This window comes from Rhodococcus sp. NPDC056960, assembly GCF_042674125.1.
In the GTDB taxonomy this organism is placed as follows: domain Bacteria; phylum Actinomycetota; class Actinomycetes; order Mycobacteriales; family Mycobacteriaceae; genus Rhodococcus_F.
In genome coordinates this window covers 129,893-148,199 of sequence record NZ_JBHURF010000021.1, presented here as the reverse complement: position 1 = coordinate 148,199, position 18,307 = coordinate 129,893, and the positions used below count along the sequence as shown (strand labels likewise).

General features: G+C 68.5%; 21 protein-coding genes and 1 pseudogene. 10 read left to right on the top strand and 12 right to left on the bottom strand.

Annotated features, from left to right (window positions below):
* The first annotated feature begins 2 nt into the window (after window positions 1-2).
* Complete coding sequence (locus ACFTWF_RS30250; RefSeq protein WP_378464789.1) at window positions 3-1,241, top strand: fatty acid desaturase family protein; 1,239 nt, start codon at window positions 3-5, stop codon at window positions 1,239-1,241.
* A gap of 29 nt (window positions 1,242-1,270) precedes the next feature.
* Here the strand turns inward: ACFTWF_RS30250 and rsgA are convergent, their stop codons facing one another.
* The gene (gene rsgA, locus ACFTWF_RS30245) at window positions 1,271-2,311 is read right to left on the bottom strand and encodes a ribosome small subunit-dependent GTPase A (protein WP_378464832.1); all 1,041 of its coding nucleotides are present in this window, start codon (window positions 2,309-2,311) and stop codon (window positions 1,271-1,273) included.
* Window positions 2,257-3,573, bottom strand: coding sequence for a 3-phosphoshikimate 1-carboxyvinyltransferase (gene aroA / locus ACFTWF_RS30240; RefSeq protein ID WP_378464788.1), 1,317 nt, complete (start codon window positions 3,571-3,573; stop codon window positions 2,257-2,259). The genes rsgA and aroA overlap by 55 nt, the downstream gene beginning before the upstream one ends.
* A gap of 78 nt (window positions 3,574-3,651) precedes the next feature.
* On the opposite strand from aroA, the gene ACFTWF_RS30235 reads away from it, so the two are divergent.
* A complete protein-coding gene (locus tag ACFTWF_RS30235) occupies window positions 3,652-4,410 on the top strand; it encodes an SOS response-associated peptidase (RefSeq protein ID WP_378464831.1) in 759 nt (252 codons plus the stop codon).
* Here the strand turns inward: ACFTWF_RS30235 and ybaK are convergent.
* Complete coding sequence (ybaK, locus tag ACFTWF_RS30230) at window positions 4,397-4,891, bottom strand: Cys-tRNA(Pro) deacylase (protein WP_378464787.1); 495 nt, start codon at window positions 4,889-4,891, stop codon at window positions 4,397-4,399. The genes ACFTWF_RS30235 and ybaK overlap by 14 nt on opposite strands.
* Before the next feature lie 123 nt (window positions 4,892-5,014).
* On the opposite strand from ybaK, the gene ACFTWF_RS30225 reads away from it, so the two are divergent.
* Both ACFTWF_RS30225 and rsrA read left to right on the top strand, forming a co-directional pair.
* Complete coding sequence (locus ACFTWF_RS30225) at window positions 5,015-5,752, top strand: sigma-70 family RNA polymerase sigma factor (protein WP_378464830.1); 738 nt, start codon at window positions 5,015-5,017, stop codon at window positions 5,750-5,752.
* Entirely contained in the window at window positions 5,749-6,030 is a 282-nt protein-coding gene (gene rsrA / locus ACFTWF_RS30220; RefSeq protein ID WP_378464786.1) for a mycothiol system anti-sigma-R factor, read from the top strand. The genes ACFTWF_RS30225 and rsrA overlap by 4 nt, the downstream gene beginning before the upstream one ends.
* A 71-nt stretch (window positions 6,031-6,101) precedes the next feature.
* On the opposite strand, the gene ACFTWF_RS30215 is transcribed toward rsrA, so the two are convergent.
* A complete protein-coding gene (locus ACFTWF_RS30215) occupies window positions 6,102-6,176 on the bottom strand; it encodes a 50S ribosomal protein bL37 (protein ID WP_022597109.1) in 75 nt (24 codons plus the stop codon).
* Between the two features lie 94 nt (window positions 6,177-6,270).
* On the opposite strand from ACFTWF_RS30215, the gene ACFTWF_RS30210 reads away from it, so the two are divergent.
* Both ACFTWF_RS30210 and ACFTWF_RS30205 read left to right on the top strand, forming a co-directional pair.
* On the top strand, window positions 6,271-6,486 hold the full coding sequence (locus ACFTWF_RS30210; protein ID WP_005240095.1) for a biotin/lipoyl-binding carrier protein: 216 nt from the start codon (window positions 6,271-6,273) through the stop codon (window positions 6,484-6,486).
* A gap of 16 nt (window positions 6,487-6,502) precedes the next feature.
* The gene (locus ACFTWF_RS30205; protein ID WP_378464785.1) at window positions 6,503-8,005 is read left to right on the top strand and encodes a sensor histidine kinase; all 1,503 of its coding nucleotides are present in this window, start codon (window positions 6,503-6,505) and stop codon (window positions 8,003-8,005) included.
* Window positions 8,006-8,068: 63 nt separating this feature from the next.
* On the opposite strand, the gene ACFTWF_RS30200 is transcribed toward ACFTWF_RS30205, so the two are convergent.
* Window positions 8,069-8,323: a WhiB family transcriptional regulator gene (locus ACFTWF_RS30200; protein WP_073359278.1), complete on the bottom strand. Its 255-nt coding sequence runs from the start codon at window positions 8,321-8,323 to the stop codon at window positions 8,069-8,071.
* 239 nt (window positions 8,324-8,562) lie between these two features.
* Window positions 8,563-9,519: a diacylglycerol/lipid kinase family protein gene (locus ACFTWF_RS30195; RefSeq protein ID WP_378464784.1), complete on the bottom strand. Its 957-nt coding sequence runs from the start codon at window positions 9,517-9,519 to the stop codon at window positions 8,563-8,565.
* A 77-nt stretch (window positions 9,520-9,596) separates the two neighbouring features.
* Between ACFTWF_RS30195 and ACFTWF_RS30190 the strand changes: the two genes are divergently transcribed.
* A complete protein-coding gene (locus tag ACFTWF_RS30190; protein ID WP_378464783.1) occupies window positions 9,597-10,040 on the top strand; it encodes a hypothetical protein in 444 nt (147 codons plus the stop codon).
* Here the strand turns inward: ACFTWF_RS30190 and ACFTWF_RS30185 are convergent.
* Both ACFTWF_RS30185 and ACFTWF_RS30180 read right to left on the bottom strand, forming a co-directional pair.
* Window positions 10,037-10,516 carry a GNAT family N-acetyltransferase gene (locus ACFTWF_RS30185; RefSeq protein ID WP_378464782.1) on the bottom strand — a complete coding sequence of 160 codons (480 nt, stop codon included), beginning with the start codon at window positions 10,514-10,516 and terminating at the stop codon, window positions 10,037-10,039. The genes ACFTWF_RS30190 and ACFTWF_RS30185 overlap by 4 nt on opposite strands.
* A complete protein-coding gene (locus tag ACFTWF_RS30180) occupies window positions 10,513-11,127 on the bottom strand; it encodes an acid phosphatase (protein WP_378464781.1) in 615 nt (204 codons plus the stop codon). Before ACFTWF_RS30180 ends, ACFTWF_RS30185 begins: the two co-directional genes overlap by 4 nt.
* A gap of 69 nt (window positions 11,128-11,196) precedes the next feature.
* Here ACFTWF_RS30180 and ACFTWF_RS30175 point away from each other — a divergent pair, with 69 nt between their 5' ends.
* Window positions 11,197-11,994 carry a ParA family protein gene (locus tag ACFTWF_RS30175; protein ID WP_378464780.1) on the top strand — a complete coding sequence of 266 codons (798 nt, stop codon included), beginning with the start codon at window positions 11,197-11,199 and terminating at the stop codon, window positions 11,992-11,994.
* Here the strand turns inward: ACFTWF_RS30175 and ACFTWF_RS30170 are convergent.
* Window positions 11,966-12,796, bottom strand: coding sequence for an SDR family oxidoreductase (locus ACFTWF_RS30170; RefSeq protein ID WP_378464779.1), 831 nt, complete (start codon window positions 12,794-12,796; stop codon window positions 11,966-11,968). The two genes, ACFTWF_RS30175 and ACFTWF_RS30170, sit on opposite strands and share 29 nt — an antisense overlap.
* Before the next feature lie 8 nt (window positions 12,797-12,804).
* Window positions 12,805-13,636, bottom strand: a pseudogene (locus ACFTWF_RS30165) (NAD(P)H-dependent oxidoreductase).
* A gap of 101 nt (window positions 13,637-13,737) precedes the next feature.
* On the opposite strand from ACFTWF_RS30165, the gene ACFTWF_RS30160 reads away from it, so the two are divergent.
* Complete coding sequence (locus ACFTWF_RS30160) at window positions 13,738-14,727, top strand: GlxA family transcriptional regulator (protein WP_378464778.1); 990 nt, start codon at window positions 13,738-13,740, stop codon at window positions 14,725-14,727.
* Between the two features lie 60 nt (window positions 14,728-14,787).
* Window positions 14,788-15,195: a VOC family protein gene (locus ACFTWF_RS30155; protein ID WP_378464777.1), complete on the top strand. Its 408-nt coding sequence runs from the start codon at window positions 14,788-14,790 to the stop codon at window positions 15,193-15,195.
* A 9-nt stretch (window positions 15,196-15,204) separates the two neighbouring features.
* Here ACFTWF_RS30155 and ACFTWF_RS30150 read toward each other — a convergent pair whose 3' ends face one another.
* Window positions 15,205-16,419, bottom strand: a complete 1,215-nt coding sequence (locus ACFTWF_RS30150; RefSeq protein WP_378464776.1) for a hypothetical protein — start codon at window positions 16,417-16,419, stop codon at window positions 15,205-15,207.
* Between the two features lie 9 nt (window positions 16,420-16,428).
* Window positions 16,429-18,042, bottom strand: a complete 1,614-nt coding sequence (locus tag ACFTWF_RS30145) for a DEAD/DEAH box helicase (RefSeq protein WP_378464775.1) — start codon at window positions 18,040-18,042, stop codon at window positions 16,429-16,431.
* Window positions 18,043-18,307 lie beyond the last annotated feature (265 nt).

Sequence of the window (18,307 nt, the reverse complement as noted above, 5' to 3'; positions counted from 1 at the left end):
CCATGGCGATTGCAGATGTCAAGGAATACGCACATCTCACCGAAGCCGATGTCGAGGCGCTCGGGCGCGAGTTGGATGCGATCCGCCGCGATATCGAGGAGTCGCGCGGGGAGCGCGACGCGCGATACGTGCGCAACACCATCAGACTGCAGCGCGGACTCGAGATCGGTGGCCGCGCGGTGCTCTTCGCGAGCCGCCGGCGTCCCGCATGGCTGCTCGGCGCAGGCATGCTCGGTGTCTCGAAGATCATCGAGAACATGGAACTCGGCCACAACGTGATGCACGGCCAGTGGGACTGGATGAACGACCCGGAAGTGCACTCCACCTCGTGGGAGTGGGACAACACGGGCCCGTCCGCGCACTGGAAGCAGACGCACAACTACCTGCACCACAAGTACACCAACGTCCTCGGCATGGACGACGACGTCGGATACGGACTGCTCCGGGTGACCCGCGACCAGCGGTGGAAGCCGTTCAACGCGGGCAACCTGGTCTACAACACGCTGCTGGCACTGATGTTCCAGTACGGCGTCGCGGCGCAGCACCTCGAACTCGGCAAGGTCGCCAAGGGGCGCGTGCCGAAGGAGGAGACGCAGCGCAAGCTGCGCGAGGTCGGCGAGAAGATCGGCAAGCAGATCCTCAAGGACTACGTGATCCACCCCGCGATCACCGGCCCCGCGTGGAAGAGCACGCTCACCGCCAACTTGACGGCCAACGTGATCCGCAACGTGTGGACCAACGCCATCATCTTCTGCGGGCACTTCCCGGACGGCGCGGAGAAGTTCACCAAGGCGGACATCGACAAGGAGACGCCGGCCGAGTGGTACCTCCGGCAGATGCTCGGTAGCGCGAACATCGAGGGCAGCAGGGTCATGGACTTCATGTCCGGCAACCTCAGCTACCAGATCGAGCACCACCTGTTCCCCGACCTGCCGAGCAACCGCTACGCGGAGATCGCCGTCCGGGTGCGGGAACTGTGCGAGAAGTACGACCTGCCGTACACCACCGGACCGTTCCTGGTGCAGTACGCGAAGTCGTGGCGCACCATCGCCAAGCTGTCGCTGCCGAACAAGTACCTCAAGGCGACGGCGGACGACGCACCGGAGACGGCGTCGGAGCGCAAGTTCGGTGGAAACACCACGGCGACAATCGATCCCGTGACCGGCCGCCGCCAGGGGCTGGGTAGCGCGATCAAGCGCACCCGCAAGCGTCGCGGTCTGCGCGCGCTGCTCTCCCGCTAGAAGGCTCCGCTACAGGCGCGGTTCGTCCCTCACCAGGCTTCGTTGGACGCGATGGCCGTGAGGAGGTGACGGACCGCGCCTACGCGTTTGGCGGCCTTCCCCGCGAGCTGGTCGAGAGCGCACTCCGGGTCTGCCGGAGGGCCGAGATGGGTGCACCCTCGCGGACAGTCCTCGATGGCCGCAGCCAGGTCGGAGAACGCGGCCACCACGTTCTCCGGGGAGATGTGGGCCAGCCCGAACGAGCGGATACCCGGCGTGTCGATGACCCAGCCGCCATCCGGCAGCGGCAGCGCGACCGACTGCGTGGAGGTGTGGCGGCCCTTGCCGACGCCGGAGACCACTCCGACGGCGCGGTCGGCGTCGGGCACGAGGCGGTTGACGAGAGTCGACTTTCCGACCCCCGAATGACCGATCAGCGCGGTGAGCCGGCCGGAGAGCATCGACACGACCTCGTCGACGGGATCGTCACGGCCGGCCACGACGACGGGCACGTCGAGGTCGGCGAACGCGCTCGCGAACTCCTCGGGTGACTCGAGGTCGCTCTTCGTCAGGCACACGATGGGGCTCAACCCGCCGGCATACGCGGCGACCAGTGCGCGTTCGACGAATCCGGTTCGCGGCGGCGGGTCGGCGAGTGCCACGACGATCAGCAGCTGCTGGGCGTTGGCCACGACGATCCGTTCGTACGGATCGGTGTCGTCGGCGGTGCGCCGCAGCACGGTGGAGCGGTCGGCCACCCGGACGATCCGGGCGAGGGTGTCGGGTTTGCCGGACAGATCGCCGACGACGCTCACCTCGTCGCCCACCACGATGGGGGTGCGGCCCAGTTCGCGGGCGCGCATCGTGACGAGGGGCCGTTCGGGGTCGCCGCCCAGCACGCATCCCCAGCGGCCGCGGTCGACCGAGACGACCATCGCGGATTCCGCGGCGAGATGTTCCGGCCGGGTCTTGGTGCGCGGACGCGTGCCTCGGCCCGGGCGCACCCGGACGTCGGACTCGTCGTACTGCCTGCGGCTCAGAAGCTCGCCTTCCGTTCGGTCGCTGTGCCTGCGGACAGCATTGTGGCCCAGAGGTTCTCGAACCCGGGAAGGGTCTTGGCAGTGGTTCCGACGTCCTCGATCCGGATGTCGTCGACCGTCAGGCCGACGATGGCCCCGGCGGTCGCCATCCGGTGGTCGGCGTAGGAGCGCCACGTCCCACCGTGCAGGTCTGCCGGGACGATGGTGAGGCCGTCCTCCGTCTCGGTGGCGTTTCCGCCCAGCGCGTTGATCTCGTGCGCGAGAGCGGCCAGCCGGTCGGTCTCGTGACCGCGCAGGTGCGCGATGCCGCGCAGGTGGGACGTGCCGTCGGCGAGAGCGGCGAGTGCCGCGACGGTGGGGGTGAGTTCGCCCACGTCGTGCAGATCGATGTCGATCCCGGTCAGCTTCTGCGGGCCGCGGACCGTCAGGTTCGACCCGTCCAGCCGGACGTCCGCTCCCATCGCCAGCAGGATCTCGCGGATCGCGTCGCCGGGTTGCGTCGTCCGGCTCGGCCACAGCGGGACCGTCACCTCACCGCCGGTGACGGCGGCGGCGGCCAGGAAGGCGGTGGCGTTGGACAGGTCGGGCTCGATCGCCCGGTCGATCGCCCGCACGACGCCGGGGCTCACCCGCCACGTGTCGGCCTCGCCACCGGTCGCGGGGGTCGACACCTCGACACCCGATTCGCGGAGCATGTCGACGGTCATGTCGATGTGCGGCATCGACGGGACCGTCTTGCCGTCGTGATGGACCGTGACGCCCTCGTCGAATGCGGCCGCCGAGAGCAGCAGCCCGGAGACGAACTGCGACGAGCCCGAGGCGTCGATGGTGACTCGTCCACCGCGAAGCGAGCCCGCGCCGCGCACGGTGAAGGGGAGGGAGTCGCCGTCGATGTCCGCGCCGAGCCCGCGCAGCGCGTTCAGGATGGTGTCGAGGGGGCGGGTGCGGGCCTGCTCGTCGCCGTCGAAGTGGACGGTTCCGTCGGCGAGTGCCGCGACCGGCGGAAGGAACCGCATCACGGTGCCGGCGAGCCCGCAGTCGACCGCACCGCCCCGGAACCGGCCCGGTGTGACGCGCAGCGTGGTGTCGGCATCGACGGTGTCGATGCTTGTTCCGAGTGTGCGGAGGGCGTCGATCATGAGGTCGGTGTCGCGGCTGCGCAGTGCTCCGGTGAGGGTGGACGGCCCGTCCGCGAGTGCGGCGAGGATCAGCGCGCGATTGGTGATCGACTTCGATCCGGGGAGGGCGACCGTCGCGACGACGGGCGCTTCGGCACGGGGGGCGTTCCACAGGCTCAGGCTCACGGTCTCCATCTTCGCCTATCGGACGGGCCGCCGGGCGGGGTGGGCGGCGTGTCGCGGGTGTCGGTGGTTCGTGCCACTCTGGTGGGCATGTGCGGCAGGTATGCGACCACTGCGAATCCGGCGACACTCGCGGTCGACCTCGATGCGATCGACGAGTCGGGCGACGACGAGAGTCCGCCCGACTACAACGTCGCACCGACGACTCAAGTGCTGACGGTGGTCGACCGTCACGACGCCCGCCGGATCCGGCGAATGCGGTGGGGGCTCGTCCCGTCGTGGACGAAGGAACTCGGCAAGGGGCCGGTGCTGTTCAACGCGCGAGCGGATTCCGTCGACACCAAACCGGCATTCCGGAACGCCTTCAAATACAAGCGCTGCCTCGTTCCGATGGACGGCTGGTACGAGTGGCAGACGGAGGTCGATCCGGCGCCCGCCGGGAAGAAGGCGGGCAAGGCGAAGAAGATTCCGTATTACATGTCGCCGGACGACGGCTCCCGCCTGTACATGGCCGGGCTGTGGTCCGTGTGGCACGACCCCGCGGTCGCGGAGTCGCCCCCGGTCCTGAGCTGCAGCATCATCACGGTCGACTCCGTTGCGCAGCTCGAGAACGTGCACGACCGGATGCCGTTGGTGATGCCCCGCGACCGCTGGGCCGGGTGGCTCGATCCCGAGCACCCCGCGTCGACGGATCTGCTCGAGGTATCACCCGACGCCATCGCCGACATCACGGTCCGGCGGGTGTCCACACTGGTGAACAGCGTGAAGAACAACGGACCCGAACTTCTCGACCCGGACGCCACCGGTCGTGACGAGGCGCAGGTGGGGGAGCAGATCAGCCTGCTGTGACCGCCGCGGTGACGGCTCCGCTGAGCCGTACCAGGTCGGCGGGCGCGAGTTCGATCTCCAGTCCGCGCCTGCCGGCGCTGCACAGCACCCGGTCCCAGTCGAGCGCCGAGGAGTCGACGACCGTCGGAAGAGGCTTGCGCTGGCCGAGCGGGGAGATGCCCCCGAAGACGTACCCGGTGGACCGCTCGGCCTCGGCGCGGTCCGCCATCACGGCCTTTCCCGCGCCGAGCGCCGCCGCCGCCGCCTTCAGCGACAGTTTCTCCGGCACCGGCAGCACCGCGACCGCCAGCTTGCCGGTGTCGAGTTTGATCACGAGCGTCTTGAACACCTGGTGGGCGGTGACACCGACGGTGGCACCCAGCGCGTCGACGGCCTCGGAACCGTACGAGTCAGCCCGCGCGTCGTGCGCGTAGCTGTGCACGGCGTGGACGATGCGGTGCTTGTCGAGCAGTGACGTCGCGGGAGTGGCAGTTCCGGCCATGGACAGACACTGTGCCACCCCGGGTCCGGCACCGTGCCACGCGGTCGGGGAACACTGCGGCCGGGAGGCGTGTTGGTACGTGGTGAAGATCAGCGTGCATCGAAGGGAGTGGTCCGTATCGTGATGTCCTCGGTAATGGAGCCCACGTCGCGTCTCCGGTTGGCGGTAACCTTGACGCCCACGGCGACCGAAGGGATCAGCGTGCAGGAACATGACCGTCCGACGGCAGAACAAGCCGAGCCACAGGACGAGTTGATCGCGCGTTTCGAAAGGGATGCGCTCCCACTTCTGGATCAGCTGTACGGCGCTGCTCTGAGGATGACCAGGAACCCGGCCGACGCCGAGGATCTCGTGCAGGAAACGTACGTGAAGGCCTACACGGCGTTCCGTTCGTTTCGTGAGGGCACCAATCTCAAGGCGTGGCTGTACCGCATTCTCACGAACACGTACATCAACTCGTACCGCAAGAAGCAACGCCAGCCCGCGCAGTACCCCACCGACGAGATCACCGACTGGCAGTTGGCGGCGACCGCGGAACATTCGTCGACCGGTCTGCGGTCCGCGGAGGTCGAGGCACTCGACGCGCTCCCCGACGACGACATCAAGGAAGCGCTCCAAGCCCTGCCGGAGGAGTTCCGGATGGCCGTCTACTACGCCGACGTCGAGGGTTTTCCCTACAAGGAGATCGCCGAGATCATGGGCACCCCCATCGGGACCGTGATGTCGCGACTGCACCGGGGGCGCAAGCAGCTGCGAGGCCTCCTCGCGGACGTCGCGCGTGAACGTGGATTCAATCGTGGGGGCACCGATGATGTGCCCGCCGGCGCTGTCGTGAATTCGGAGCAGGAGGTTTCCCGGTGAGCGAGCAGGACGAATTCGAGCAGCTCGACTGCTCCGCCGTCATCGCGGACGTCTGGCTGATGCTGGACCGCGAATGCGACGAGGCGTCGAGGGCGCGGCTGCAGCGACATCTCGACGAGTGCGGATCGTGCCTCGAGGCGTACGGAATCGAGGAGAAGGTGAAGAGCCTCGTGAACCGCAAGTGCGGCGGCGAGCACGCACCGGAAAGCCTGCGTCAGAGGCTCTCCATCGAATTGCGGCGGACGATCCTCATCACCAATACCGATCCCGAGGACTGACCCGTCAGAACAGCAGTCAGGGGCCGGAAAGCAGCGATGCTTTCCGGCCCCTGGTGCGTTTCTACGGCGCGTCAGGCGTTGGGACGCTTGCCGTGGTTTGCGGCGTTGCCCTTGCGACTGCGCTTCTTGCGACCACGCTTACCCATGAGTAGATCTCCCTTCTTTTCACCACAGTCTTCCACGTGTGGTTGGGTGTCCTTGCAACAGGGCTTTCTCGACACCCGGGAGTGAAGGATCACGATGGCAGAAGACGTGCGGGCCGAAATGGTTTCGACGGTGTACCAGGTTGTGGTGAGCGCGGGTGACGAGGTGAAGGAAGGCGACACGCTCGTCATCCTCGAGTCGATGAAGATGGAGATCCCCGTCATCGCCGAAGAGCCCGGCACGGTCACCTCCGTGGACGTCAAGGTCGGCGACGTGATCCAGCAGGGCGACCTGATCGCGGTCATCTCCTGAGCTGACACCACCGACGATGTCCACACTGAGCGACCTGCTCGCCGAACACACCGACCTGCCGGGGGAGGCCGTCGACCATCTCCAGCGGGTGGTCGGCGAATGGCAGCTGCTCGCCGACCTCTCCTTCGCGGACGTCCTGCTCTGGGTCGGAACGGACTCCGCGGCCACCGACCCGGCCGGCACCGTGATCTGTGTCGCGCACTGCAGGCCCACCACCGCGTCGACCGCGTTCCCGGAGGATGTCGTCGGGACGGTCGTGTCGGAGTCCGAACACCCGCAGGTGCTGCAGGCACTCGTCCAGGGGAGTGTCGTCCGGCCCGAGGCCGGCGGCGGTCACGCCGGCCTGCCGCCGCGCGGGGAAGCGGTGCCGGTGCGGTGGGGCGGTGAGGTGATCGCCGTCCTGAGCCGCGACACGAACCTGTCGCATCAGCGGGCGCAGAGCCCGCTCGAGGTCGCGTATCTCGACTGCGCCGAGGATCTGTGCCAGATGATCAGTGACGGCACCTTCCCCATCCGCGAGGCGCGCTCGGACACCAACTCGAGCCCCCGCGCCGGCGACGGTTTCATTCGCCTCGACACCGACGGCAGCGTGGTCTATGCCAGTCCCAACGCGCTGTCCGCCTATCACCGGATGGGTCTCAGTTCGGACCTGATCGGTCAGAACCTCGCCGCCACCACCCGGTCGCTCGTGACGGACCCGTTCGAGTCGCAGGAAGTCGCCGGGTACATCCGCGACACGATCGCCGACAAGCCCGGCCGCCGCATGGAGATCGAGGCCAGGGGGGCGACGGTCCTGCTCCGGGCGCTGGTGCTCAAACCCGGCGGGAAGCGGGTCGGCGCCGCCGTGGTCGTGCGCGACGTCACCGAGGTCAAGCGGCGGGATCGTGCTCTGCTCAGCAAGGACGCGACGATCCGCGAGATCCACCACCGGGTGAAGAACAACCTGCAGACCGTCGCGGCGCTGCTGCGACTGCAAGCCCGCCGCACCAACAACGAGGAGGCCCGGCAGGCGCTCAGCGAATCCGTGCGCCGCGTCACCTCGATCGCCCTCGTGCACGACACGTTGTCGATGTCGGTGGACGAGGAGGTGGACCTCGACGAGGTCGTCGACCGTCTCGTGCCGATCCTGTCCGACGTGGCGACGGTGAGCACGCCGATCAAGGTCCGCCGGGAGGGCAGTTTCGGGGTGTTCTCCGCGGAACGGGCCACGCCGCTGGTGATGGTGCTGACCGAACTCGTGCAGAACGCGATCGAGCATGCGTTCGAACCGGGCGCCCCGGGCACGGTCACGATGCGGGCCGAACGGTCCGCGCGGTGGCTGGACGTCGTGATCCACGACGACGGGAGGGGATTGCCGCCAGGATTCAGCCTGGAGCGGTCCGACCGCCTCGGTCTGCAGATCGTGCGGACCCTGGTGGCCGCCGAGTTGAACGGCTCCCTCGGATTGCATCCGGGGGCCGAGGGGGGAACGGATGCCGTGTTGCGGGTACCGCTGGGGCGCCGTGGACCACGCTACTGATCGCCTCGGGGCAAGCAAAAGGCCCGGCACCATGTGGTGCCGGGCCCGTCTCCCTCTGAAGTGTCAGACGGTGGTGCGTGCACGCGTCCGAGCGTTGCGGCGCTTGAGTGCGCGTCGCTCGTCTTCGCTCATGCCGCCCCACACACCGGCGTCCTGGCCCGACTCGAGTGCCCACGAGAGGCAATCGGCGGTCACCGGGCAGCGGTTGCAGACAACCTTGGCATCGGCGATCTGCGCGAGAGCCGGACCGCTGTTGCCCACAGGGAAGAACAACTCGGGGTCTTCGTCGCGACAGATTGCCTTGTGGCGCCAGTCCATCCTTCTGCTCCTTAACTGGGTGCGTCGTGCACCGTTTCGTCTTGGTGAGTTCATGTGTGCGTAGAGAATGTTTCCGCACTGTTGCTTGTGAATGCTTTCACGAACTGGCGGGATGTCAATAGAAAACCGCCGCACCGTGGGGGAGCTCACGTAGTTAGGCTGCCCTACGAAGTGCGCAGTCCTTTGTACCTCCTGCAGGCAGTTCCCGCTAGGTGAAAACGGGTATTCCCGAGTTGCGCTCAGGGTCGAGCCGGTGCGACCACGTCCAGCGCGTCCGGTACCGACACGAACTCGACCACCTTGCGCAATCCGATGTAATCGCCGTCCATCTGGAGTCCGATGGGCTCCGTGGCGGAGATCCGCACGCAGGGGACGTCGTCGACCCGGACGAGTTTCTTCGCCTTCGGGCGGGTGCCGGGGGTCAGCAGCTGCCGGGCCACCCGCAGCGTCGTGAGGATCGCGGTGGACTTCATCGCGAAAACGCCGAGTCCGGTGTCGTACGTGGTGTCGGGATTCGTGTGAACTTCGCGCTTGTTGAGATAGGTCCACGGACTCGCGTTCGACACGAACGCGTAATGAACGCCCTCGACCGGGTCACGATCGGGAACCTCGACGGTGAGCGTCGGGTCGGCGTACTTCGATCGGAAGAACACCCGGACCGCCGCGCGGACGTACTGCGCCGGTGTGGCCGGGCGACCGTTCTCGCGGTGCATGTCGACCGCCTCACACACCTGGGCGTCCCAGCCGAGGCCGGCGTTGAACGTGAACCAGCGGTGGTCACAGTGCGCGAGGCCGATCCGGCGCCGCTGCCTGCGGGCGAGGAGATCGATGAGCTGGTTGGTGGCGTCCACCGGGTCGGGCGCGATGCCGAGCGAGCGGGCGAAGACATTGGCGGAACCGCCGGGAACGACGGCGATCGGGGGAATGGGTCCCACCGTCACCGCGCTCATAGATGTCGGTGCCGGGGTGCCGAGCAGGCCGTTGACCACCTCGTTCACGGTGCCGTCGCCGCCGTGGATGATGATCAGGCCCATGCCGTCCACGCACGCCTGCTGCGCCAGCTCGGCGGCATGGCCACGGTGAGTCGTGTGCGCCACCGTCAATCGCACGCGGCTCGACAGTGCGTGGGCGAGGAGATCGCGCCCGGCCGGGGTCGTCGACGTGGCATTGGGGTTGACGATCAGCAGCGCGCGCACGGGGCCCAAGCCTAGCCGGGGGAGACGGTGTCACCGTCCCGAGGCCGATGGCGACGGGGTGTTCTAGGCTGGCCGACGTGCCGAATCCGTCTCTCCGCAAGTCCACGCCCACCACGGTCCGCGCGGCGGGCGCCCTGGTGGCGCTCGAGGGCGCGGTCGCCGTCGGCGTGGCCGTCGTGCTGGTGATTCGAGGTCTGCTCGGACACGACCAGAGTGTCAGCAGTGGATACGGAACCGCGGCGTGGTTCGCGATTCTCGGTGGCGCGGTGCTCGCCGCCGGACTCGCTCTGATCTTCGGCCGGCGCTGGGGACGGGCCATCGCGATCGTCGCCCAGCTGCTCCTGCTCCCGGTGGCATGGTCGCTGCTCACCGATTCGCACCAGCCGTTCTTCGGTGTGCTCCTCGGCGTCATCGTGGTGGCGGCCCTCGGGTGCCTGTTCAGCAGTCCCACGTCGAAGTGGCTGGCAGCCGAGTACGGGCAGGACGCCGATGCCGACGCCGATAACCCGACGGACCGCTAGCTCACCTCGGCGGCGAGGCGACCGAGCGGATCCCCGGTGAGCCGGTACGTGGTCCATTCGTCCTGCGGGTGTGCGTCCAGCGACTCGTAGAACGCGATCGACGGCTTGTTCCAATTGATCACCGACCACGACAACCGGGTGTAGCCGTTGTCGACGCACTCCTTCGCCAGTGTGGCGAGCAGGGCCTTGCCGTGCCCCGAACCGCGCTCGGACGGGCTGACGAACAGGTCCTCCAGGTAGATGCCGTGCGTTCCGTCCCAGGTGGAGAAGTTCCGGAACCAGACCGCGATTCCGACCACCCGGTCGTCGTCACTGACGGCGACGTGGGCGAACGTCGACGGCCGCGGACCGAACAGGGCGTCGTCCATCTGCTCGGCGGTGACGGTGCACTCGTCGCGGGCCTTCTGATAATCGGCGAGTTCGTAGATCATGGCGGTGATCGCGGCGACGTCCTCGGGCACTGCGCGTCTGATCATCGGGCACCTTTCTCGGTGGTCACGTTGTGGCTGATCACCTGTTGCGCCCCGTGCTCGAAGCCGAGGACGGAGTACGCGCCGGGCGCCATCGCGAAGCGGCGGCCCTCGCTGACGGGAAGTTCCGCCCAGCGGGCGATGAGCGCGCGGGAGAAGTGCCCGTGCCCGACCAGGATCACGTCACGGTCGACGAGTTGTGAATGCGCGACGGACAACACGAGGTCGCACCGGGTGTGTACCTGTTCGGCCTGCTCCCCACGCGGGCAGGGATGGGTCCATACGGTCCAGTCGGGCACCTGCTGCCTGATCTCCGGGGTCGTCATGCCCTCGTAGATGCCGTAATCCCATTCGGCGAGGGCGTCCCAGGTGCGCTGAATCTTCAGTCCCGCCAGTTCCGCAGTCTCCCGGGCGCGTTGCCGCGGGCTGACGATCACGAGGGGGTCGCGCAGTTCGAGTGCGTCCATCGCCGGACCGATCCCCCGCGCCTGGGATTCGCCCAGTTCGGTGAGGTGGACGTCGGTTCGACCGGTGTGTTTACCCCAACGGGCCCACTCCGTTTCGCCATGTCGGAGGAGGACGATCCGACGGCCGCGCGGCGAATCACTGGGTGGCATCCATCCATCATGTCAGTCAATCTGCGTGTATGGCTCGCCTCCGGCGACGAAGTAGGTAAGGATCGAGCCGTGACAACGGTTCTTGCAGTGGCAAATCAGAAGGGTGGGGTCGCGAAGACCACCACGGTGGCCTCTCTCGGTGCGGCCCTCGTCGCGCTGGGGCAGAGGGTTCTGGTGGTGGACCTCGACCCACAGGGGTGTCTGACGTTCTCCCTCGGGCACAACCCCGACCGTTTGGAAGCCTCGGTCCACGAGGTGCTGACGGGCGATCTGGCGGCGCAGGACGCGGTGATCGACACCGAGGACGGTGTGGCGCTGCTCCCGGCGACGATCGATCTCGCGGGCGCGGAAGCGTTGCTGCTCATGCGCCCCGGTCGCGAGTTCGCCCTCAAGCGTGCTCTGGCGCCGCTGCTGGACGACTACGACACCGTCATCATCGACTGCCCGCCCTCGCTCGGCGTCCTCACGCTCAACGGGCTCACGGCGGCGCAATCGGTACTGGTGCCGCTGCAGTGCGAGACGCTCGCGCACCGCGGTGTGGGGCAGTTGCTGCGGACGGTCACGGAGGTGCAGCAGATCACCAACCCCGACCTGGTGCTGCTCGGCGCGCTGCCGACGCTGTACGACGCCCGCACCACCCATAGCCGCGACGTGCTCTCCGACGTCTCGGACCGCTACAACCTGCCGGTCCTCGCTCCGCCGATCCCGCGGACGGTGCGTTTCGCGGAGGCGACGGCCTCGGGCGCCACCGTCCTGGCGGGGCGGAAGAACAAGGGCGCCCAGGCGTACCGGGACCTGGCCGAGAACCTCGCCAAGCACTGGGCGGGATCGGAACTCGCTACGTTTTCGCCTGGAAGTGCCGAGTAAGTTCCTCCGTCGTGGGATTCCACGCCGCGGGCCAATCCTGTTGGCGTAACTGGGCATCCGTGCCCCCGTCGGCGAAGACGACGCTTCCGCAGAGCAGCGTCGACCCCGGTCCGAGCAGGAATTCGACGAGCGCGGCGATCTCGTCCGGACGTCCGCGCCGGCCGAGTGGCACGGGGTAGAAGTCCAGCGCCTTCGCCAATTCGGGGTCGAGATCGTCTCCGCTGGTCATCGGGGTGTCGATCATGCCCGGCGCGATCGCGTTCAGCCGTATCCCGGCGCCGATCCATTCGGGTCGCACGGCTTCACGGCGGATCCACCAGGCCAGCGCCAGCTTGGAAGCCGGGTACGCGGGGATCGCGGTCACCTCGTCGCCGATGCGCCTCGCCTCCGCTTCGTCGCCGTCCAGGCACGCGGTCACCAGATGGTCGGGGATCCCCGGTTGCGTGGTGGTGCTGCTCGACGAGATCACCACCACCGAGGCGGCGTCGGCGCGTTGCAGGGCGGGCTTCAGGGCGGTCACCAGTTCGACGGCTCCGAAGTAGTTGACGGCGACGAGTGTGCCGCCCGGGACGTGGGACAGCGACCCCAGTCCGGCGCAGCAGACGAGACCGTCCACGACGCCCCCGGTCGCGTCGTCGACCGCGGCCGCGGCCGCGGCTCGTCCGCCGGGGGTCGACAGGTCCGCCACCACGTCGGTCTGCGCTCGGTCGACGCCGAGGACGGTGTGGCCTGCGGCTTCGAGTCGGCGGCGACTCGCCGCTCCGATACCCGAGGCCGCGCCGGTGATCACGTAGGTTGCCATGTCGTGAATTAGAACACGTTGCAGTGCTCGGTGGGTGTGGACTCCACCTCGAATCCCTGAGAGCGGTTACCCGGGGACCGCGTAGTGGGCGCGCACTCCCGTGAGCCCGGGGGCGAGATTTTCCCGCAGCACGAAGCGGTCGTCGTAGTCGCCGCCGTCTTGCGCACGGAACGGCAACGGCGCGTCGGCGGGCAGACCGGCGAGGCGATCGATCAACCGGGCCGCGAGGCCGGGGTAGTGGTCGGCGGACAGTCGGTCCGCGCTGTCGATCAGGACCGGCGGCAGCACGGACATCCCCGTGTACCAGAAGATTCCGTGATGGATCGGGAACAGGACCTCGTCCATCTGGCCGTTGATCCCGCGCGGTCCGACGCTGTCCGCGCTGCCGCCGAAACTGACGACCGTCATCGCCCGCTTGCCCGCGAGGGTGCCGTCGCCGTATCGCCGGGTGGAACCGTCCGTGCGGCGCACACCGTAGCCGTACCCTTCGACGAAGACGCGGTCGAACCAGCCTTTGAGGATCGCGGGCATGCCGTACCACCACAGCGGGAACTGCACGATCACCGTGTCTGCCCAGGCGAGCTTGCGCTGTTCCGCCCGGATGTCGGGGGCGAGGGTTCCCTCGGTCAACGCCTGCCCCGACCGCGCGCCGACCCGGAGGCGACGGTGTGGGTCGTGGCCGAAGTCCGCTGCCGTCACCACCGGGTTCCAGCGCATCGCGTAGAGGTCGGAGGTCCGTGCCTCGTGGCCCGCCTCGCGCAGCGCGGCGAGCGCGTCACCGCGCAGTGCGGCGTTGAGGGACTTCGGCTCGGGATGCGCCGATACCCACAGGATCTTCATGGTCCACCTTCCGCTCCGTGTCGTCGTGACTCCTCCGATCATGCGTGCGTGAATGCCGTCGCGACAGTGGCCGGAGGGACACTATGTGAAATAATCGGGCCATGTCCGATATCGCAGTCTCGCCGCCGGCCGTGCGTCCGCATCGCGTGGTCGTATTCGTGCGTGACGGCGTTCTCCCGATCGAGTTCGGCATCGTCCACCGCCTGTTCGGGGAGGCGCGGTCGCGGGACGGCAAACCGCTGTACGAAGTCCTGACGTGCGCACTCACACCCGGCGCCGTCCGCACCGACAGCGACGTGACGATCGCCGTCGAGCACGGTCCCGCACTGCTCGGCACGGCCGACACCGTCGTGGTCCCGGCCTCGGACCAGGACTACGACCCGCCCGACGACGGATGCCTGCCCCGCGCGCTCGCCGACGCCTTCGCACACATTCGCACCGGCACCCGGATGGCGTCGATCTGCACCGGGTCGTTCGTGCTCGCGGCGGCCGGTCTCCTCGACAACCGGCGCGCCACCACGCACTGGAAGTCGGCCGACGCGTTCCGGCGGCTCTACCCCCACGTTCGCCTCGACCCCGGGGTGCTCTACACCCACGACGGCGGAGTCCTCACCGCCGCGGGCGTCGCCTCGGGAATCGATCTGTGCCTGTACATGATTCGGGTCGATCACGGGGCGTCGGTGGCCAACGAGGTGGCGCGGGGAACGGTGGTGCCGCCCCACCGCAGCGGTGGTCAGGCACAGTTCATCACCGAACCCGTCCCGGAGGCCGACGGCGCGTCGACCGCGGGAGCGCGGGCCCGGGCACTGACCCGGCTCGATCAACCGCTGTCGCTGCGGGAGCTGGCCGCGGGGGAGTCGATGAGCGTGCGTACGTTCACGCGGCGATTCCGCGCCGAAACGGGGATGTCGCCGACGCAGTGGATTCTCGAACAGCGGATCATGCGCGCGCGTGAACTGCTGGAGAACACCGATCTGCCGGTCGAGGACGTGGCCGGGGCCGCGGGCTTCGGCACGGCGACGTCGCTGCGACAGCACCTCTCGCGCACGGTCGGCGTCTCACCCACCGCGTACCGCGCGACGTTCCGGTGACGGGTGTGGAGCGCTCATTCGTCCAAGTGCGGGGGAGGGCGCGGCGATAACGTTCTCACCATGACAGACGCACCCCGGCTCGACACCCCCAGGATTCGGGCTCAGCCGCTCCTCGCCGTCGGCGACGTCGAACGGTCCGGCGAGTGGTATCGGACCATCCTCGACGCGCGTAGCGGGCACGGTGGACCCGACTACGAGCAACTTCTCGTCGACGGGCACATGGTGCTGCAGTTGCACCGGCTCGACGAGGGGCACCACCACGGCACCATCGGTGATCCGGCACTCCCGCGGGGCAACGGGGTGGCGATCTGGTTCGAGGCCGCCGAATTCGACGCGACCGTCGCGCGACTGCGGGAAGTGGGTGCCGACGTGATCACCGACGTGCACGTCAATCCCAGTGCGGGACACCGCGAGATCTGGATCCGCGACCTCGACGGCTATCTCGTCGTGTTCGCCGAACCCGGGTGAGCCGTCGCGTCAGCGCAACGCCACGACCCTGTCCGCACGCTGTTCGAGGACGACGTCTCCGGCCACGGTCGTGGTGATCGGACCGGTCCGGGTGTCGCGCGCCACGGGGATCGTCCGCAGCAAGGCTCCGGTCGACAGGTCGAGCACGGCGATGCCGGAGTCCACCGGAACCAGCAGGTCGCCGGCCATCACGGCACCGGGACCGAGAGCGCCCGGAAAGGCCCAGCGCGGGGCGAGGTCGGAGGTGCCGAGGGACACCACTTCGGAACCGGTCCACCACGTGATCACCGAACTGCCCGTCGAGGTGACCGGGTCCGATCCCACCGGACCGGACAGTGCGTACTCGGACACGGCGTTGCCGGTGCCGTCGAAGAGGCCGATCCGCGGGCCGGACGTCTTCCCGGCGGGGAGATACACGGCCGTCGTCTCGCCCGACACCCCGAGGATGCGGGCACCCTCGACACCGGCGTCGACACCCGCGAGGACGCTGGAGCCGTACTCATCGGGTTCCTGGTTGTCCTTCGGCGAGGGGTTCATGACCGTCAGGCGATCGGCCACCTCGCCGGGACAGCGCTCGAGAACCGAGAGCCGGCTACTGCTCGAACCGGCGTCGATCAGGGTGCACCCGCTGCGGGGCTGCTTCTTGGGATTCACCGGTGCGTCCACCCGGCCGTACTCCACCGTCCGCACCAGGTCGGAGCGCCACAGTTCCAGGCGGCTGTCGCCGAGCGACGCCACATAGGTGCCGTCGGAGGTCACCGACACCGCGGCATCCGCGTCGCTGTTCCGCTGCGCCAGCCGCTGACCGGTGCCGCCGTCGAGTTCGGTGACCTGCGAGCATCCGCGATGGTCGCGGTACACGGCCACGACCTTGTCCCAGGACGTCGTCACACCGCACAGTGCGAGGTCACGTTCGTACCGCCACAGTTCGGTGCCCGACATGCGGTCGCGTCCCACGACGGCTCCGCCCTCAGCCGTGACGGCCGCACCGCCGACGACGAGGGGTGCGGCCGTGGCGGGGCTGGCGGAGTCCCAGATCGGATTCAGCGTCTCGGGCACGGTCAGGGCCGTGACGGCCGCGGCGGGCGGCTCGGCCGCGGTGACCGAAGTGGTACCCCGGGCGTCGCTGCGGAACCACACCACGGTGATGGCGACCACCACCGCGAGTGCGATTCCGGCCGCGACGACGAGATCGGCGCGCGAGCGCCGCTCAGGTGCGAGCACGGTGGCCGGCTACTCCGCGTTCGTCGCGGCGGCGCCGACCTTCGTGGTCCGGCGGCGACGGCGCCGACGAGGCTTGGATGCGCCCTCGCCGTCGGCGTCCGTCCCCGAAGCGGCGGATTCGGGTGCCGTCGGCTCCGGTGACACGGACTTGGGGCCCACCGAATCGGTGGGACGGCCACCGCGGGTGCGGCGCCGGGTCCGGGTGCGCGCCGGGCGCTCCGTGCGTTCGGTCCTCTCGCCCAGCTCGGCGTTCTCGTCCTGCTCGGCCGCGGCCTTCTCGGCCTTCTCGGCGCGGGCGCGCTTGATCGTGCCGGTGGCCTCGTCCGGAATCGACAGTTCCTCGTACAGGTGCGGTGAGCTGGAATACGTCTCCACCGGATCGGGGATACCGAGGCCGAGGGCCTTGTCGATGAGCTGCCAGCGGGGAATGTCGTCCCAGTCCACGAGGGTCACGGCGATGCCGGTGCGGCCCGCGCGGCCGGTCCGGCCGATCCGGTGGACGTACGTCTTCTCGTCCTCCGGGCACTGGTAGTTGATGACGTGCGTCACGTCGTCGATGTCGATGCCGCGTGCCGCGACGTCCGTCGCGACGAGCACGTCGATCTTGCCGGAGCGGAACGCCTTCAACGCCTTCTCGCGGGCGACCTGGTTGAGGTCGCCGTGCACGGAACCGACGGCGAACCCACGCTCGGTGAGTTCGTCCGCGACCTTCTGCGCGGTGCGCTTGGTGCGGGTGAAGATCATCGTCGCGCCGCGGCCGTCGGCCTGCAGCACGCGGGCGACCATCTCCGCCTTGTCCAGCGCGTGCGCCCGGTAGATGTGCTGGGTGGTGCGGTCGTGCACCGCCGAGTCGTCGGCCTGCTCGGCGCGAATGTGCGTCGGCTGCGTGAGGAACGTGCGGGCCAGCGTGATGATCGGGCCGGGCATGGTGGCCGAGAACAGCATCGTCTGCCGCTTGTCCGGGACCATTCCCAGGATGCGCTCGATGTCGGGCAGGAAGCCCAGGTCGAGCATCTCGTCGGCCTCGTCCAGGACGAGGACCTCGACCTTGCCCAGGATCAGGTGGCCCTGGTTGGCCAGGTCGAGCAGGCGGCCCGGGGTGCCGACGACGACGTCCGCGCCCTTCTGCAGGGTCGCGATCTGCGTCTCGTAGGGGCGGCCGCCGTAGATGGCGAGAACCTCGAGCTCGTTCTTCTCGCCCTTCAGGTACTTCGCCGCGCCCTCGAGATCCTTGGTGACCTGGATGCACAGCTCGCGGGTGGGAACGATGACCAGTGCCCGGGGCGTGCCGTCGAGCGCAGCGGTCCCGGTGGTGCCGGAGGAGATGCGGTGGAGCAGCGGGACGCCGAAACCGAACGTCTTGCCCATGCCCGTGCGGGCCTGACCGATCAGGTCGTCGCCTGCGAGGGCGAGGGGGAGCGTCAGCTCCTGGATGGCGAAGGTGCGCTGGATGCCGATCTCGTCGAGCGCGCGAACGATTTCGTCACGCACTCCGAGCTCGGCGAACGTGGGGGCGACGTGGGTGGAGTCGAGTTGCGCCGAGAGCGTGGTCTCGGTGGCGTCGTCTTCATGGTCGACAGTGATCTTGCTCAGGGGACTGGCCTTCCTCGTAGCTGCACGCACGCACGAGGTAAGGGCCAGGCCGCTGGTCGGCCCGATTTCCCAGTCGACGCTCTCGTCGATGTCCTCTTTCGAGTCGATCCTGCCTCTGCCTCAGCACAGAAATCGAAGATTCCGGCGAGGCGCGGCTGGGACCGTCGATCAGGTGCGCGCACATTATCGGTGGGAACCGCTGGTCTGACCGCGTTCGATCATCGCTCGACCCGCGTTCTCGGTGGAGACGAACGTGGTCGCGAGCGGTTACCCACGATCATTGTAGCCGGTGAAC